General features: G+C 29.7%; 22 protein-coding genes. 16 read left to right on the forward strand and 6 right to left on the reverse strand.

All coding sequences use genetic code 11. The features are described 5' to 3' along the window. The first annotated feature begins 137 nt into the window (after nt 1–137). The 9 genes from AC1EUV_RS10250 (at nt 138) to AC1EUV_RS10290 (ending at nt 7,726) form a co-directional block, all read left to right on the forward strand. Nucleotides 138–1,232 (forward strand): Glu/Leu/Phe/Val family dehydrogenase, encoded by a 1,095-nt coding sequence (locus AC1EUV_RS10250; RefSeq protein WP_480198611.1) that lies wholly within the window; start codon nt 138–140, stop codon nt 1,230–1,232. Between the two features lie 31 nt (nt 1,233–1,263). Continuing rightward, the gene (gene nusB / locus AC1EUV_RS10255) at nt 1,264–2,202 is read left to right on the forward strand and encodes a transcription antitermination factor NusB (protein WP_480198612.1); all 939 of its coding nucleotides are present in this window, start codon (nt 1,264–1,266) and stop codon (nt 2,200–2,202) included. A gap of 50 nt (nt 2,203–2,252) precedes the next feature. Next, nucleotides 2,253–2,720, forward strand: coding sequence for a DUF1573 domain-containing protein (locus AC1EUV_RS10260; protein ID WP_480198613.1), 468 nt, complete (start codon nt 2,253–2,255; stop codon nt 2,718–2,720). A gap of 4 nt (nt 2,721–2,724) precedes the next feature. Then, nucleotides 2,725–3,051 (forward strand): preprotein translocase subunit YajC, encoded by a 327-nt coding sequence (yajC, locus tag AC1EUV_RS10265; protein ID WP_480198614.1) that lies wholly within the window; start codon nt 2,725–2,727, stop codon nt 3,049–3,051. Nucleotides 3,052–3,210: 159 nt separating this feature from the next. Continuing rightward, the gene (locus tag AC1EUV_RS10270) at nt 3,211–4,098 is read left to right on the forward strand and encodes a CdaR family protein (RefSeq protein WP_480198615.1); all 888 of its coding nucleotides are present in this window, start codon (nt 3,211–3,213) and stop codon (nt 4,096–4,098) included. Further along, nucleotides 4,095–4,682: a dephospho-CoA kinase gene (coaE, locus tag AC1EUV_RS10275; protein ID WP_480198616.1), complete on the forward strand. Its 588-nt coding sequence runs from the start codon at nt 4,095–4,097 to the stop codon at nt 4,680–4,682. The genes AC1EUV_RS10270 and coaE overlap by 4 nt, the downstream gene beginning before the upstream one ends. Before the next feature lie 141 nt (nt 4,683–4,823). Then, the gene (locus AC1EUV_RS10280; protein ID WP_480198617.1) at nt 4,824–6,368 is read left to right on the forward strand and encodes a sensor histidine kinase; all 1,545 of its coding nucleotides are present in this window, start codon (nt 4,824–4,826) and stop codon (nt 6,366–6,368) included. Between the two features lie 17 nt (nt 6,369–6,385). Next, a complete protein-coding gene (locus tag AC1EUV_RS10285; protein WP_480198618.1) occupies nt 6,386–7,084 on the forward strand; it encodes a response regulator transcription factor in 699 nt (232 codons plus the stop codon). 21 nt (nt 7,085–7,105) lie between these two features. After that, complete coding sequence (locus tag AC1EUV_RS10290) at nt 7,106–7,726, forward strand: L-threonylcarbamoyladenylate synthase (RefSeq protein WP_480198619.1); 621 nt, start codon at nt 7,106–7,108, stop codon at nt 7,724–7,726. On the opposite strand, the gene AC1EUV_RS10295 is transcribed toward AC1EUV_RS10290, so the two are convergent. Next, nucleotides 7,721–8,344, reverse strand: a complete 624-nt coding sequence (locus AC1EUV_RS10295; RefSeq protein WP_480198620.1) for a hypothetical protein — start codon at nt 8,342–8,344, stop codon at nt 7,721–7,723. The two genes, AC1EUV_RS10290 and AC1EUV_RS10295, sit on opposite strands and share 6 nt — an antisense overlap. A gap of 4 nt (nt 8,345–8,348) precedes the next feature. Beyond that, the gene (locus tag AC1EUV_RS10300) at nt 8,349–8,843 is read right to left on the reverse strand and encodes an RNA polymerase sigma factor (RefSeq protein WP_480198621.1); all 495 of its coding nucleotides are present in this window, start codon (nt 8,841–8,843) and stop codon (nt 8,349–8,351) included. Nucleotides 8,844–8,964: 121 nt separating this feature from the next. Between AC1EUV_RS10300 and AC1EUV_RS10305 the strand changes: the two genes are divergently transcribed. From AC1EUV_RS10305 to AC1EUV_RS10330, 6 genes are read left to right on the forward strand one after another with little or no spacing between them, the layout of a single operon-like run. Beyond that, complete coding sequence (locus AC1EUV_RS10305) at nt 8,965–9,861, forward strand: MerR family transcriptional regulator (RefSeq protein WP_480198622.1); 897 nt, start codon at nt 8,965–8,967, stop codon at nt 9,859–9,861. Nucleotides 9,862–9,913: 52 nt separating this feature from the next. After that, nucleotides 9,914–11,401, forward strand: coding sequence for a phytoene desaturase family protein (locus AC1EUV_RS10310; protein ID WP_480198623.1), 1,488 nt, complete (start codon nt 9,914–9,916; stop codon nt 11,399–11,401). Next, entirely contained in the window at nt 11,385–12,227 is an 843-nt protein-coding gene (locus AC1EUV_RS10315) for a phytoene/squalene synthase family protein (protein WP_480198624.1), read from the forward strand. Before AC1EUV_RS10310 ends, AC1EUV_RS10315 begins: the two co-directional genes overlap by 17 nt. A gap of 9 nt (nt 12,228–12,236) precedes the next feature. Next, complete coding sequence (locus tag AC1EUV_RS10320; protein ID WP_480198625.1) at nt 12,237–12,677, forward strand: sterol desaturase family protein; 441 nt, start codon at nt 12,237–12,239, stop codon at nt 12,675–12,677. Beyond that, the gene (locus AC1EUV_RS10325) at nt 12,678–13,373 is read left to right on the forward strand and encodes a lycopene cyclase domain-containing protein (protein WP_480198626.1); all 696 of its coding nucleotides are present in this window, start codon (nt 12,678–12,680) and stop codon (nt 13,371–13,373) included. It abuts the gene before it with no gap. Continuing rightward, nucleotides 13,360–13,824 carry an SRPBCC family protein gene (locus tag AC1EUV_RS10330; protein WP_480198627.1) on the forward strand — a complete coding sequence of 155 codons (465 nt, stop codon included), beginning with the start codon at nt 13,360–13,362 and terminating at the stop codon, nt 13,822–13,824. Before AC1EUV_RS10325 ends, AC1EUV_RS10330 begins: the two co-directional genes overlap by 14 nt. A gap of 18 nt (nt 13,825–13,842) precedes the next feature. On the opposite strand, the gene AC1EUV_RS10335 is transcribed toward AC1EUV_RS10330, so the two are convergent. From AC1EUV_RS10335 to AC1EUV_RS10345, 3 genes are read right to left on the reverse strand one after another with little or no spacing between them, the layout of a single operon-like run. Continuing rightward, nucleotides 13,843–14,295 carry a hypothetical protein gene (locus tag AC1EUV_RS10335; protein ID WP_480198628.1) on the reverse strand — a complete coding sequence of 151 codons (453 nt, stop codon included), beginning with the start codon at nt 14,293–14,295 and terminating at the stop codon, nt 13,843–13,845. Continuing rightward, complete coding sequence (locus AC1EUV_RS10340; protein ID WP_480198629.1) at nt 14,289–14,693, reverse strand: hypothetical protein; 405 nt, start codon at nt 14,691–14,693, stop codon at nt 14,289–14,291. The genes AC1EUV_RS10335 and AC1EUV_RS10340 overlap by 7 nt, the downstream gene beginning before the upstream one ends. Beyond that, nucleotides 14,690–15,052, reverse strand: coding sequence for a hypothetical protein (locus AC1EUV_RS10345; protein ID WP_480198630.1), 363 nt, complete (start codon nt 15,050–15,052; stop codon nt 14,690–14,692). Before AC1EUV_RS10345 ends, AC1EUV_RS10340 begins: the two co-directional genes overlap by 4 nt. Nucleotides 15,053–15,087: 35 nt before the next feature. On the opposite strand from AC1EUV_RS10345, the gene AC1EUV_RS10350 reads away from it, so the two are divergent. Further along, a complete protein-coding gene (locus AC1EUV_RS10350) occupies nt 15,088–16,605 on the forward strand; it encodes a M20/M25/M40 family metallo-hydrolase (RefSeq protein WP_480198631.1) in 1,518 nt (505 codons plus the stop codon). Nucleotides 16,606–16,625: 20 nt separating this feature from the next. Here the strand turns inward: AC1EUV_RS10350 and AC1EUV_RS10355 are convergent, their stop codons facing one another. Beyond that, nucleotides 16,626–17,297, reverse strand: coding sequence for an acetyltransferase (locus AC1EUV_RS10355; protein ID WP_480198632.1), 672 nt, complete (start codon nt 17,295–17,297; stop codon nt 16,626–16,628). Nucleotides 17,298–17,399 lie beyond the last annotated feature (102 nt).

The following is a 17,399-nucleotide window of genomic DNA, read 5'->3' on the forward strand; positions in this document are numbered from 1 at the left end:
AATGGCGATAATACAATGAATAAAAATACTATTAAAATGCTTAACAGTTAAAGAAGTCTTAAAAAATAATTAGGAATGAATAAAGTTTTGTTTGCAGACTCTAAAAAATTACCTTTGCTGCGATTATAAAATTTGAAATGACAACAGATATTTTAGATAAGAGGCATTTAGAAAAACTTGGTCCTGTTTTCGATAATTCTTCATTTGATAAGCATGAACAGATTGTATTTTGTAATGATGAATCCACAGGATTAAAGGCGATTATCGGTATTCATAATACGGTATTAGGTCCTGCATTGGGTGGAACGCGTATGTGGAATTATAATAATGAAGCTGAGGCTCTAAAAGATGTGTTGAGACTTTCAAGGGGTATGACCTATAAAGCTGCTATTACAGGATTAAATCTTGGTGGTGGTAAAGCTGTAATTATTGGTGATGCAAAAGCGCAGAAAAATGATGCGTTAATGCGCCGTTTTGGTGAATTTATACATTCATTAAATGGTAAATATATTACTGCAGAAGATGTGGGTATGGAGACACATGATATGGATATTATTCGTGAAGTAACCCCTCATGTTACTGGGATTTCTGAGGAAAAAGGTGGAGCTGGTAACCCTTCACCTATTACCGCTTATGGTGTTTTTATGGGACTTAAAGCTGCAGTTAACTATAAATATGGTTCTGATAATCTTTTAGGAAAGAAAGTATTAGTACAGGGTATTGGGCATGTAGGTGAAACGTTGGTAAAACATTTAACTTATGAAGGCGCAGATGTTATTATTAATGATATCAATGAAGACAGATTGTTAGATATTAGTAATAAATATGGTACAAAAATTCATAAAGATTTGAATGATGTTTATAATCTTGACGTTGATGTGTATGCACCATGTGCTTTAGGAGCTACAATTAATGATAATACCATAGACAAGATTAAGGCTAAAGTAATTGCTGGTGCTGCGAATAATCAGTTAGCAGATGAATTAAAGCATGGCAAGATATTGAAGGAGAAAGGAATAGTTTATGCGCCAGATTTTTTAATCAATGCTGGTGGTATTATCAATGTATATGCAGAACTAGAAGGATATGGTAAACAAGAAATTTTAAGAAAAACTGAAAATATTTATAATACTACTTTAGAAATTTTAAATCTTTCTGATAAAAAGGGTATAACCAGTCATCAGGCTGCATTTAATATTGCTCAAAATAGAATTGATTCAAAAAAGAACTAAATTCGCCACGAAAAAGACGATCTTTTAAATTATGTTGAACAGAAGACATATCCGTATTAAAGTAATGCAGTCTATTTATGCATTATTACAATCTAAGAATGATGATCTGGTAAGAGAAGAGAAGTTTTTGCATGTTAGTATTGCAAAAATTTATGACTTATATATACTAATGTTTAGTTTGCTCATAGAGGTTAGAGAAATGGCCAATGAACATTTAGAAATTGCCAAAAAGAAACATTTAGCAACAACTGAGGATAAAAATCCAAATAGAAAATTTGTTAAAAATCAGATTTTAGAGCAATTAAAAAATAGCCCTTTTATTGCTGATTATTTGACAGATAAAAAACTTAACAATTGGAAAGATCATTCAGAATACGTTAGAGTTATTTGGGATGAAATTAAAGTTAGTGATCTTTACAAAAAGTATATAGCTTCCGAGGATTTGTCTTTTAATGATGATAAAGAGTTTTTAGCGGCTATTTATAAAGAAATTATAGCCCCTAACGAAAAGCTATTTGACTATTTTGAAAGTGAAAACTTAAGTTGGGTAGACGATATTCCTTTAGTAAATACAATGATTCTTAAAAAGATAAATTCTTTTGGTAAGGATAAAAGTTTAAATAGACAACCGCTTTATAAAGATACTGATGATGAGCAGTTTGTATCAGATTTATTCAAAAAAACCGCATTGCATCATTCTGAATTTACCCAAGATATCGATATAAAAACACCCAATTGGGATACAGATAGGATAGCCGAAGTCGATTTGATTTTAATGAAGATGGCAATGACAGAATTCGTTTACTTTCCATCTATTCCTACGAGGGTAACTATTAATGAATATATAGAAATTGCTAAAGATTATTCTACTCAAAAAAGTAGTTTCTTTATCAATGGAGTGCTAGATAAATTATCTAAAGAATATGATTCTTTAGGTAAAATAAATAAAATTGGTAGAGGATTATTATAATTTATATAATTTTACACCAGAATTTAAGTTTAAAATTAAAATAAGTATCAATGAAGAATGTATTAATTGTTTTCAGTGCAATGATCATAGTAACAATGGTTTCCTGTAAAGAAAATATCGCTGCTAAGATTAAAAAAGAGAATTTAGAAGTAGCTAAAGAACGCGACTATAAACTGGGCGAAGGTGCAGCTGCAATAGAGTTCGATAAAAAAGAACATGACTTTGGTGTTATTAACGAAGGTGATATCGTAGAAACTACATTTGGCCTTAAAAACACTGGTAAATCAGAATTGATTATTACTAATGCAACAGGTAGTTGTGGTTGCACAGTACCAGAATGGCCTAAACAGCCAATTCAGCCAGGTGAAACAGCTGAAATTAAAGTTAAATTTAACTCTAACGGTAAGCCAAATAAGCAAAGTAAAACGGTAACATTAACTACAAATACTGCTAATGGCAAAGAGACTGTAGTAATTAAAGCAGAAGTTACACCAAAAGCTAAAAAAGCGAACGCTTAAAAGAATGATACAACAAACTATATTTTTACAAGCCACTGGAAGTGGTGACTGGGGGAACTTTATTTTAATTCCGTTAATGTTTATGATCATTTATTTCTTTATGATCCGCCCTCAAATCCGTCGTCAGAAAAATGAAAAGAAATTTCAATCAGCGATTAAAAAAGGTGCTAGAGTAATTACTACTAGTGGTATACATGGTAAAATATTAGATCTAAATGATAATGATAATACATGTGTAATAGAAACTGGTGCAGGCAAGATCAAATTTGAGCGTTCTGCAATTTCAATGGAATTAAGTAAAAAATATTCTAAAGAAGCAGTTAAAAAATAAGAGCTAAATTTTGTTAAAATTTAAAAGTGAGTTTTGCTAGCAAAACTCACTTTTTTTATATCTTTAAAAGATTAGAATTAGTTAAAACCCTACATGAATACTGAGCAAAAAAAGTTAAAAAACAATAAGAAATTACGGATTTTTATCCTATTTGTTTTAATGTCACTATTGCTATGGATGCTTATCAAACTATCTCAAGAATACACTTCTAATGCTACAGTTTTAGTTAATTATAAGGACTTGCCAAAAAATAAATTACTACAATCTGAATCTACAAATAAAATTAAAGTAAGACTAAAGTCCATTGGATTTAGCTTATTGAAAAACAAAGTATTTAAGAAGAATGTGACTATTAGTCTTAAAAATATTAAAAGAATAAAAGGATCACGATATTATTATACTTCAAAAGAAATAATTCCTTTGATTGAAGAAAAATTCTCGAAATCTGAACTTATAGCGATTGAACCTGACACGTTATACTTTGATTTGGGTAAAAGTATTAGTAAGAAATTAAAAGTGACTCCTAATCTTAATATTCAATATCAAACAGGATATAATTTATTAGGTCAGCTAAAAATTGAACCAGAATTTATTACTATTAAAGGACCAAAAAGTAAAGTTGATTCCATTCAAACTGTTTCTACGGAACTACTAGAATTAAGTGATGTACATGAATCAATTGATCAAAAAATTAAAATTGCCGTTAATAATGCTTTTGGAATGGTTGAATATTCTGAAAATGAAGTAGTCATTCAAGGAGTTGTAGATAAGTTTACGGAACGTACCATAATTTCAAAAATTGGAATATTAAATAAGCCTAATTCATATAAGATTATTACGTTTCCAAAAGAAGTTGAGTTGGTGTTTCAAATAGGACTATCTGACTTTAATAAAATCAATGAAGAAGATTTTCAAGTGACCTGCGATTATAATGAATCGCTAAATAATAATTTAGATTATCTTATACCTAAGATTACTAAAAAATCGAATTTGGTAAACGACGTTAAAATTATACCAAGTAAGATTGAATTTTTATTAGAAAAATGATTGTAGTAGGGTTAACTGGTGGTATTGGTAGTGGTAAAAGCACAGTTGCAAACCTATTTCTAGAATTGGGTATACCCGTTTATTTTGCTGATACTCATGCAAAAAGATTAATGCATACATCAAAATCTATCAAACGTAAGATGACTAATGAATTTGGGCAAGAGTCATATATAAATGGTAAGCTTAATAGATCATATATTGCTGATATTGTATTTAATAAAAAAGAAAAATTAGAGGCTATAAATGGTATAGTTCATCCCTCAGTTTCTAATAGTTTTAAACGATGGATAAGAAAACAATCTACTCGATATATAATTCAAGAGAATGCTATACTATTTGAAAGTCAATCTGAAAATAAATTCGATTTTATTATTACTGTAACAGCCCCAACTAATACAAGAATTGAACGAGTTATTCAACGAGATAATGTATCTAAAGCTCAAGTATTGGCTAGAATTAATAATCAACTTCCTGATAAAGTAAAAATAGAAAAATCTGATTTTGTTATTGAAAATATAGATTTTTCAAATACAAAAAAAAAGGTGTTAGAAATTCATCATAAATTATTACAATTTAAAGGATAATCTTTCCGTATCTTTATTCTTAAAAAAATGTTAAAAAACTAATGTTTTAGTTAATGTTAGTTAAAGAATTTAGCGAACTATAAAGAAAATTTAAATTTGTTCTAGATGAGCAAACGCATTTTTATACTCTTAATTATATTAATGAGTACTGCCTTAATTGGTATTATAGCTGTACAGATTTATTGGATAAATAGCTCGGTTAATATCCGTGAAAAGCAGTTTAGTAATGATGTAAAGTTTGCATTGGCAAATGTATCTGATATTATTCAAGAGCGTGAAATCAATGATTATTATGAAGAGTTTGGCTCTGCGATCGATAGTTTGACCCGTTCGGCTTCATCTATGTCTGAATCTGGAAAAACAGATTTCTTTTTTAGAAGAATAGATACTACTAAGAATGAAGTTTTTACTTTCAGGCAGAGCATACTAGAGACGAACAATAAATCGTCTTTAACGTTATTTGACAATGATTCTGTAGATTTTTCTACTTTTTTTAGTGAAAAAGAAAGAGAAATTTCAAAATTAACTGATGGTAATAGTGGTGATTTAGAAGAAATGACTCCTGTTGAACGCTTATACGTTGTAGGGCGATTGACCGATTTAGAAAAATCGAGATTCGAAAGTTATTTTAAAGAGATAGCTCCAAGTCGTCCAATCTATGATAGAATATCTAAAAAAGAGATTTATCTAAATCTAGAAAATGAGTTAAGAACGAGAGGGGTAGATACCGATTTTGAGTTTGGAGTTTTTGAAGATGGATTGGCGACAAAAGTAGCATCATCTAGCTTTAAAAAAGAAAAATATATTAGTTATGGAGTTCCTTTATTTATTGATGATGAGGGTTTTAGTGACTATCAACTATTTGTAAGCTTCCCTGAAAAGGAAAAATTTATTTTAGCATCTATTGGAAATATTTTAGCCTTATCGGCTATTTTTATTCTAATCATAATTTTGGCTTTTGCTAGTGCTTTGTATCAATTGATTCGCCAAAAGCAAATTTCTGAAATTAAAACTGATTTCATTAATAATATGACGCATGAGTTTAAAACACCTATTGCAACAATAAATTTGGCACTAGATGCTATAAAGAACCCTAAAATCATTGATAATAAAGATAAAATACTGCGCTATGCTGAAATGATAAGAGAAGAGAATAAGCGTATGCATGGGCAAGTAGAAAACGTTCTAAGAATATCTAAATTAGAGAAGAATCAATTAGATTTAAGTAGTAATGTGGTTGATATGCATGAGATTATTGAAGAAGCTATAACACACATTGATTTAATTGTTAAAGATAAAGAAGGGTATATGAAAACCCATTTGGAGGCTTCTTTAACTGAAGTAATGGCTAACAAATTTCATATGACAAATGTGGTAGTTAATATGTTAGATAATGCAGTTAAGTATACACAAGATTCGCCAAAAATTGATATTTATACCGAAAATGCAGGTAACTTTTTCTTATTAAAGATCAAAGACCAAGGAATCGGTATGAATAAGAATGTGCAAAAGCATGTTTTTGATAAGTTTTATAGAGAGCAAAAAGGAAATATACATGATGTAAAAGGCCACGGTTTAGGTCTCTCTTATGTAAAGAAAATTGTCGAGCATCATCATGGAAATGTTTTTGTAGAAAGTGAAAAAGGAAAAGGAAGTTTATTTACAGTGAAATTACCATTAATATAAAATACACATAATTAGTTATGGCAAATAAAAAAATATTATTAGTTGAAGATGATCCAAATTTTGGAACAGTCTTAAAGGATTACTTAACATTAAACGATTATTCAGTTTCGCACGCTAAAGATGGCCTAGAAGGTTTAATCATGTTTAAAAATGATGATTTTGATATATGCATTTTAGATGTTATGATGCCTCGTAAAGATGGCTTTTCATTAGCAAAAGATATTCGAACAACAAATGCAGATGTGCCTATTATCTTCTTAACGGCAAAAACTATGAAAGAAGATGTTTTAAAAGGATACGAAGTAGGCGCAGACGATTACTTGAATAAACCATTCGATTCTGAAGTATTGTTGTATAAAATAAAGGCTATTTTACAGCGTAAAGAAGTAGATTCTAATACAGACGAAGAGCAACATGAGTTTCAGATTGGTAAGTTTCACCTAAATTCTAAACTAAGACATTTAACCTATGCTGGTAATGAGGCACGTAAGCTTTCACCTAAAGAGAATAAGTTATTAAAAATGTTGGCTATTCATCTTAATGATTTAATGCCTAGAGAATTGGCTTTGACAAAGATTTGGAGAGATGATAACTACTTTACTTCTCGTAGTATGGACGTATATATTGCTAAACTACGTAAATACCTTAGAGAGGATACGGATGTTGAAATTATAAATATACATGGTGAAGGCTTTAGGCTAATTGTAAATGCCTAAGATTTATTGTATACTTGTTGTGTGTCACAACTTGTAAAAATATACAACGAAAATCCAAACTCAAAAGAGATAGATAAAGTCATAGAGGTGCTCCGAAAAGGAGGGCTGATTATTTATCCTACTGATACTGTATATGGTTTAGGCTGTGATATCACAAACCCTAAAGCTTTAGATAAAATTGCACGTATAAAGAATATAAAATTGGCGAAGGCCAATTTTTCTTTTATATGCAACGATTTAAGTCATTTATCTGATTATGTAAAGCAGATTGATACACCAACTTATAAAATTTTGAAAAGAGCTTTACCAGGGGCTTATACTTTTATTCTTCCAGGAAATAATAACTTACCAAAAGCATTTAAGAATAAAAAAACGGTTGGTATCAGAGTGCCGGATAATAATATTGCTAGAGAAATAGTACAAGTTTTAGGAAACCCAATAGTATCAACATCCATTTATGATGAAGATGATGTTATAGAATATACAACTGACCCTGAATTAATCTATGAAAAATGGCAAGATAAAGTAGACTTAGTAATAGATGGTGGATATGGAGATAACTTAGCATCTACAGTAATAGACTTATCGCAAGATGAAATTGAGATTATCAGAGAAGGTAAGGGCAGCTTGGATATACTATGATTCTTCACCGTTACTCATCAATTCTGCATAGTTCTTTTTTAGTTTTTTCAGTAAAATACCATAAATTAATTGATAGAACAGCCAAAATATTCCAATTGTAAAGGATATTACTAAAACTGATATTAAGAGAAGCATTCCAGAACCAACATTTTCAGGTATTTGATCTATAAATTCCTGAGAGTTAAAAGTTGCATAGAGTATCATTCCGCCAACTAAAGGTATCATTGCAAGATTGAACCAGATATAATGTTTTACAGTTCTTCTGGTTTTAATAATATTTTGCATTAATTCGTTTGGTTTAGAATTAGCTGAAATGGATCTGTAATTTTGATAAAAACGAAAAATGAAATAAAAAATAACAATATAAAAGACAATATAAAAGCCTTTAATAAAGTCACCAATACCTAATTCTTCATAATGCCGCATAGAAGCATCACGGTCTACAAATAATATAAAAAGATGAGGGACAATCAATTCTAATAAACTAATTATAAATATCCATTTGACTATAGACGATGATTTTTTATGGATAAGCTTCGATAATTCATCAAAAGTTAATTTTGGCAAGCTTTTATCTTGCTTTTTCCAGTCTTTTTTTAATAAATCTAATTGATCCATGATCTTACGGATTTAATATTTTCTGTAATTTCGTTTTTACGCGATTCATCTTCACTCGAGCATTTACTTCTGTAATACCCATAGTTTCAGATATTTCTTTATAATTTTTGTCTTCTAGATATAAAAACACTAATGCTTTTTCGATATCAGATAACTTTCTAATTGCTTTATACATCAGTCTCAACTGTTCCTCTTCAGTATCATCATATTCTTTGGCTTCAATTTTAAAAAGAACAGAATCGAAATCTTGAGTTTGAACTCGTCTTTTAGATTTTCGATATAATGTAATAGCAGTGTTTAAAGAAACTCTATACATCCATGTGCTAAATTTTGCCTCACCTCTAAACTTAGGATAAGCGCGCCATAATTGTATGGTGATTTCTTGAAAAAGATCATTATGAGCATCCTTATTGTTGGTATAAAGTTTACAAACTTTATGTATTATATTTTGATGCTGTTCTAGATCACTAACAAATTTATGTTCGAGTTCTTTGGTCACTTTGGTTAATTACAATAGATAAGTAGTATAAAATTAGATTTTGTTACAATAATTTGTTAAAAATAACTAGAAATATAAAAGTTAAAAATTAAATATATATTTGTTTAATAATACTATCAATATGCTAAACAATATCAAAACAAAATTTTCTATTAAAGATTTAGAGAATTTTACAGGTATTAAAGCACATACCATAAGAATCTGGGAAAAAAGATATGGTTTGTTAGAGCCAAAAAGAACAGATACTAATATTCGCTATTATGATGCTGATAATTTTTTAAAATTACTTAATATCAATCTATTATATAATAATGGATTTAAAATTTCTAAGATAGCTGAATTGTCCAATGGGTCAATAGAATTAAAGGTAAAGGAAATTGCGCTGTACAAAGCTATTGAAGAATCTTCAATCAACCAACTAAAGGTAGCGATGGTTAATTTTGATACAGTATTGTTTAATGAAACATATAATAGGTTATTAGCAAGCAAATCGTTTCGCGAGATTTTTACAAATATTTTTATACCGTTTTTAGAATATATAGGTCTTTTATGGCAAACAAAATCGATTAAGCCAGCACATGAGCATTTTATTTCTAATTTAATTGTTCAAAAAATACAATCTAATATTGAGAGAAATCAAACTATTTCAAAAAAATCTGATAAAGTTTATGTTCTTTTCTTGCCTGAAAATGAAATTCATGAGCTTGGTCTCTTATATATTCATTACGAATTAAGTTTAAGAGGCTGTCACTCTATTTATTTAGGGCAAAATATAGCTATAGACCACCTAACGGACCTTACATTATTATATGACAGAATAAATTTCTTATCCTATTTTACAGTGCAGCCAGATGATGATCATATATATGATTACCTTAATAAGTTAAGTGAATATATTTTAAAAGAAAATAATCAGTTTTGGTTTTTGGGTCGTAAAGCTTTAGATTATTCTTTAAATGGATCTATTAGAAATATTAAGGCCTTTAAATCAGTTAATGACCTGTTAAATATTCTTTAATTTTTTTACAAATGCTAATTTTGTTTAATTATTTTATATATTTGTTAAACAAATGAATAAAAAAGTTCTAATCATTGGCTCTGGATTTTCTTCTTTATCAGCTTCTTGTTATTTAGCAAAAGCTGGATTCGATGTGGAAATTTTTGAAAAAAATGAGAGTGTTGGAGGTAGAGCAAGAATATTTGAGAAACAAGGTTTTAAGTTTGATATGGGTCCTACATGGTATTGGATGCCTGATGTTTTTGAAAGTTTTTTTAATGATTTTGATAAACATCCCTCTGAATACTATCATTTACAGAAACTAGGGCCTGCTTATAAAACTTACTTTGATAAAGAAGATTCGATAATTATTGATGACAATTTTGAAGCTATCTGCCTGACGTTTGAATCCATTGAAAAAGGAAGTTCAAAACACCTTATTGATTTTATAAATTCAGCAAAATATAACTACCAAGTAGCTATCAAAGATTTGGTTTACAGACCAGGTGAATCTATTACCGAATTAATAACGCCAATAACAATAAAACGGACAAGCCAATTTTTTCGAAGTGTAAGCGCTCAAGTTCGCTCAAAAATTAAAAGCCCAAAGCTAAGACAGATATTAGAATTTCCTGTTTTGTTTTTAGGAGCTAAGCCAAGCAAAACTCCTTCATTTTATAATTTTATGAATTATGCAGACTTTGGTTTAGGTACTTGGCATCCTAAAGGAGGAATGTTCGAAGTTGTAAAGGCAATGGTAACTTTAGCTACGAGCTTAGGAGTTGAAATTAAAACAAATACTACTATTTCTAAAATTGGCGTTGAAAATAACAAGGTAGAAGGTATTTGGTCAAATAATGAATTTGTGCCAGCTGATGTTATCTTAAGCGGTGCTGATTATCATCATACCGAGAGACTATTGGATGAGCAGTATAGGCAATACTCAGAAAATTATTGGAATAAAAGAACATTTGCGCCGTCTTCATTACTTTTTTATGTTGGATTTGATAAAAAATTACAAAATGTAACACATCATACATTGTTTTTTGATGCAGATTTTGAAGTTCATGCAAAAGACATTTATGATAATCCTAAATGGCCTGAAAAGCCATTGTTTTATGCTAGCTTCCCAAGTATAACAGATGTATCTTTTGCTCCAGAAAATAAAGAAGCTGGAGTGTTTCTTATTCCTTTAGCACCGGGTATTGAAGATAACGAAACCATTCGCGAAAGCTATTTTAATCAAATCATTAACCGTTTTGAAGAATTAACCAATCAAAAAGTAAAAGAAAGTATTCTTTTTAAAGAATCTTATTGTGTAAACGATTTTATTAAAGATTATAATTCATACAAGGGTAATGCTTATGGTTTAGCAAATATATTAACACAAACAGCTTTTTTAAGACCAAAAATTAAAAGTAAAAAAGTAGAAAACTTATTCTTTACTGGTCAGCTAACTGTACCCGGTCCTGGTGTGCCTCCATCATTAATATCGGGTAAAATTGCAGCAAACTCTATTATCAAATATTCAAAAATTAGCGTACATGAAACAACTGTTTGATCGAGTATCAGAAGATTGTAGCAAACTAGTTACCAAATCGTATAGCACTTCTTTTTCGCTGGCAGTAAAGATGCTAGCACCATCTATACGTAAAGACATTTATAATATTTATGGATTTGTTCGCTTTGCTGATGAAATAGTAGATTCATTTCATCAGTACAATAAAAAAGAATTACTACTGAATTTTGAAGAGAATTATTATAGGGCCTATAAAGATGGTATTAGTATAAACCCTATACTAAACTCATTTCAACATACAGTTAAAAGATATAAAATTGATGATGATCTAGTACAGGCATTTTTAAATAGTATGAAAGCGGATTTAAGTAAGACCATTTATACTACAAAAGAAGAGTTTGATACTTACATTTATGGCTCGGCTGATGTTGTCGGTTTAATGTGTTTAAAAGTTTTTGTAAACGGAGATAAAGAAAAATATAGTGAACTAAAAAAGGCTGCAATGCGATTAGGTTCTGCATTTCAGAAAGTAAATTTTTTAAGAGATATAAAGGATGATCAAGAAGTTTTAAAGCGTTCATACTTTCCAAATATTGATTTTAATTCATTAGACCACAAAGCGAAAGAAGAGATCATTATTGACATAGAAAAGGACTTTGATTATGCTTTTAAGAATGGAATTTTAAAATTACCAATCGAAGCCAAATTTGGTGTATATATGGCATTTAGATATTACAGGAAACTACTGAACAAACTTAAAAAAGTACCATCATCTAAAATCATGGAGCAAAGAGTACGTATTTCTAACCCAATGAAATTAAATCTATTAGCGAGAAGTTATGTGAAATATAAACTAAAATTAATTTAACTTTACCATATGTTGTTCGTATTAATAACTTTAGGTGTATTTATTTTTATGGAAGGCGTTACCTGGTTTACGCATAAATTTGTGATGCATGGCTTTATGTGGTATTTTCATTCTGATCACCATGAGCCTAAGTACCCAGATACTTTTGAACGCAATGATATCTTTTTTGTAATTTTTGCATTACCAAGTGTTTTGTTATTTTATTTTGGTACTAGAGATGGAGTAGACTATAGATTTTTTATCGGATTTGGTATTTTACTTTATGGGATTGCCTATTTTTTAGTTCATGATGTATTAATACATCAACGATTTAAGTGGTTTAAACGAACCAAAAACAAATACCTGATAGGTCTTAGAAAAGCTCATAAAACACATCATAAACATCTTAGCAAAGAAGATGGTGAGTGTTTCGGTATGCTCTTCGTTCCTTTTAAATATTTTAAGATATAAATGTCACTATATCTTATTTTAAATCTCGCTAGCTTTAGTATTCCTTTTTTTTACAGTTTCGAAAAGCGAATGCGCTTCATTAAATGGTGGAAAGAAGTCTTTTTAGCCATTTTAATCACTGCTATTATCTTCTTAATATGGGATGTAATTTTCACTAGAAATGGTGTTTGGGGGTTTAATGAAAAATATCTACTAGGTATAAATATTATAAACCTTCCTTTTGAAGAGTGGTTATTCTTTATATGCATACCTTATGCATGTATTTTTACACATTATGCGTTTAAATACTTTTTTCCTAAACTAAAGTTGTCTTTTAAAACAACTAATATAATTTCTATTTTACTACTTATTGTACTCGGTATGGTAGTAGCAACAAACATTAATAAAGACTATACATTTTATAATTATAGTTTATTGATAGTTATTCTGTTATATTCATTGATAACTCAAGAAAAGCAATTGAGAACATTCTATATTACTTTTTTAATCATTCTTATTCCTTTTTTTATTGTGAATGGAATCCTTACCGGGAGTTTTATAGAAGATCAGATTGTTTGGTATAACAATGCAGAAAATTTAGGAATACGGTTGGGTACAATTCCTATTGAAGATATAGGCTATGCTTTTAGTATGATCTTTTTAAGTATTATTTTAGTTGAAAAATTTAAAAGAGTATTTAAGCGTGAAACTATATAAATTAGAAACAACACAGATAGTTAATACTTCTTTAGATGAATGTTGGAATTTTTTTTCAAACCCAAAGAATTTAAAAGTAATAACACCCAATTATATGGGTTTTAAAATTATTGATGTTATAAAAGATAAAATGTACGCTGGTCAGATCATACAATATTATGTAAAACCAGTAATGGGTATTTCTATAAAATGGGTAACAGAAATCACACAAGTAAAAGACAAAGAATATTTTATTGATGAACAACGGATTGGCCCTTATAAATTATGGCATCATAAACATTTTTTTAAAAAAGTAGGTGATAAAGTTGAGATGAGAGATATTGTTCATTATGGTTTGCCTCTAGGAATTCTAGGAAGAATCGCACATACTTTTTTTATTAAAAAACAATTAAAAACAATTTTCGATTATCGTTATGAAAAAGTTAATGAGCTATTTAATGGGAAAACTTGAAATAGCTGTTTTTTGGTTTCATGGTGATTTTTGCCTCCAGAAAAGCCAGCCAATTAGCAATCCAAAACTCATAGAAATTATATAAATAGAGATGTTGTATTGATGTTTTACAAAGAAACTATCCACATATTTTTCGATATTAAAAATTACAATAAGCATAGCAATAAGTAATACAATAATAAACCCAACACCCCTACTAAAAGCTGCAGGTTTTAGTGAGTATAAAAAAAGATTAGCAGCTATTGCTCCCCATAAATAAGTTAAAACGAATAATCCATTATCAGTATTATCTTTTATAACATTGCTTATAGTATTACCGTCTATTTTATCTAATGCCAGGTAGATGTCTAATCCTATAATAATTACAAATAAACCAATAAGTACATACTGTACTCTTTTAATAAATACAGGGTCGTTTATTAATTCTGATAACTGAATTGTATCTTTTGATGTAGAAGTTTCTTTTACCATGGAAAATCAATGTTTGGTATGTGTCTTTGAGACCAAATAAAATGCCCATATAATACTCCAAAAAAGAGCAGAATAAATTGATAACGGCTTTTTAGCATAAAATTTTCAGGAAGCTTTTTCCCTATAAAAAATAAAATTACTAGAATCAATGCAACTAGTAGAATAGGTAACCACCAATTGCTTCCAAATAATGGAATTCGAGTACCTAAAAAGAAATGACCTCCTAAAACACCCCAAGCGAATGTCATAAAAAAGTAATTGCTAGATGCCCAATTTTTTAATATAATATTGATAGTATCATTCTTTATTCTATTAAAATAGCCTAAGTAAATATTAAATAGTAGTAGAAATAGCATAATGCCTATTACAATATGTTCAACAGTTTTAACACTTATCATTTTTTATTTTTTGTAGTTGGTTTTGTAGATAAAGACATTACATATTCATAACTTTCATCTAAGGTTGTAGCCAGCAATTCTAAATTATCATATAAATGTTCTGGTATTAAAACATAATCTTTCATTACTGCTCCGTAAGATTTATATATAGTGGTATTGTGTTTTTCTTTGAAAGCTTTTTGAGATTCTTTTGATAAACGAATACCAATTTCGCAAGCTTTATTGAATAAAGAAAACATATAGCCATTTGCTGAAGTATAAGGCATGGTTTTACCCTTTCGTTCAAATTTATCATTAGTAGCTACAAGCTTATCGTAAAATTTTAATTTCTCCGCCCACATAATTAAAAGATTTGTCATTAAATTTACTAATGATTTTTAAATCAACTAACATCATGAAAAAAAATACACTTCTTTTAATCACTTTTCTTCTAGTTTTTTCAATTTCATTTTCTCAAAAAGAGATTAAAGATTTAGATAAACTGTCTTTAGAATATGCTAAGAGTTCATTTGATGAATTAGCAGAGTTTTTTAGTATACCAAATGATGCAAATTATTCTGAACAAATAGAACCCAATGTTCAATGGTGTGAAACAGCTTTTGCTAAGCGCGGATTCAAAACAGAAAGATTAAGCACAGAAACTGTTCCTTTGTTGTTAGCATCAAAAATGAACCCCAAGGCTAAGAAAACGGTATTGGTTTATTTGCAAATTGATGGGCAACCTGTGGATACTACCAAATGGTTTCAACCGGATCCATATATACCTGCTTTAAAAGAAAAAGGGGAAAACGGAAAATGGCAAATCATCTCTTGGGAAAAGTTAAATGGAGAGTTAAATAATGATTGGCGAATTTTTTCACGTTCTGCTTCCGATGCTCGCGGACCAGATATGATGTTTTTAAAAGCTATGGATATCTTGAATGATCACAAAATTGAGCCAAACTTCAATCTTAAAGTTATTTTAGATTTTGAGGAAGAATTAGGATCTCCACAATTGCCTAAGGCTGTATTGGCAAATAAAGAAAAACTAGCGGCAGATATGCTAGTAATTTTTGATGGGCCACGTCATTTATCCAATCAACCAACATTATCATATGGCGCTCGTGGTATTGCTACTATTTCTTTGGAAGTATTTGGGCCTAGAAAACCATTACATAGTGGTAACTATGGTAACTATGCGCCGAATCCTGCGGTCAAATTATCCCAGTTGTTATCTACAATGTGGGAAGAGGATGGGAGAGTTGCTATTAAAGGATGGTACGACGGAATAACAATTACCGATGATGTTAAAAAAATATTGCAACAGGTTCCTGATGATGAGCAACAAATTCAAAAAGATTTTGGAATATCTCATACTGATAATATTGGTAATAATTTTCAAGAAGCCATTCAATATCCTGCATTAGGTATATTAGGATTAAAAGCTGCTTGGGTTGGTAAAGAGACAAGGACTATTATACCAGCTACAGCTATTGCCGAGTTAAACATTCGTCTGGTGAAAGAAACTGATGGAGATCATATGGTTAATCTGTTAAAACAGCATATTGTAGATCAAGGGTATTTTTTAGTTGATAGTGAACCCACCGAAGAAGAACGAATGACAAAAAAGAATATCATTCGATTTAATGCAGAAGTATCTTATGATGCATTTAGAACAGAATATGATACCGAAATAGGTGAATGGTTGAGGCGAGGTATGCGTAAAGCTTTTGGCAAAGATCCTATTCAAATTCGAACTATGGGAGGTTCTATACCAATTTCGCCATTTGTAACCACTTTAGGAATTCCTGCTGTAGGTGTGCCCACTGTGAATCCAGATAATAATCAGCATAGTCCTAATGAGAATATTCGTTTGGGTAATTATATAAATGGTATAAAAACGATAGTCGCTATTATGTCAGAGAAGTTATAATGTATATAATATAATAAACCTTAACCAGATTTTAAAAATCTTTCACCAAATTCTCTTTCTTTAACTATTTTTGCTGGGTTTCCATAAGCCAAGACATTGTCGGGTAGATCCTTCAAAACAACAGCTCCAGCTCCTATTAAGGTGTTTTCTCCAATTGAGATTCTATCAACAATGGTTACACCTAGTGTAATTGAACAAAACCTTTCAATTATTACTTTCCCACCTACAATAGAACCAGAAGAAAGTAGAGAAAACTCACCTAAAATACTATCATGGCCCAGTTTTGCACCTACATTAAGTATGCAAAAATCTCCAATAATTGCATTGGGGCTTATAATTACTCCTGCCATTATAAACACACCGATTCCAATCTTTACATTTCTTCCAATAATCGCATTAGGATGAATGGCATTAACAAATTCAAATTTTGGAATTTTGTAGATTATTTCATCCCTGATCATCCTTCTACCTAAATTATCTCCAACAGCAATAAATCCGCAGTCAATATTATATACTTTAGATAGTCTAATTATATCCTCTTGTTTTCCAATTACCTTATAACCATGCACTTGCGTTCCTTTATTTGCAAATGCATCAATAATACCAACGATATTAAAATGTTCGTTCTGTTCAAAAATATCAATACATACATTTGCATGAGGTCCTCCACCAAATATGACAATATTTTTCATCCTTATATATTACTAGTAGTAAAGCTATTAACGAATAATTATATATTTTATGATATCGTTTAAAAGATATACAGATAAAATAAACAATTCTTATCTAAATGT

The organism is Maritimimonas sp. 2304DJ26-3 (assembly GCF_056591635.1).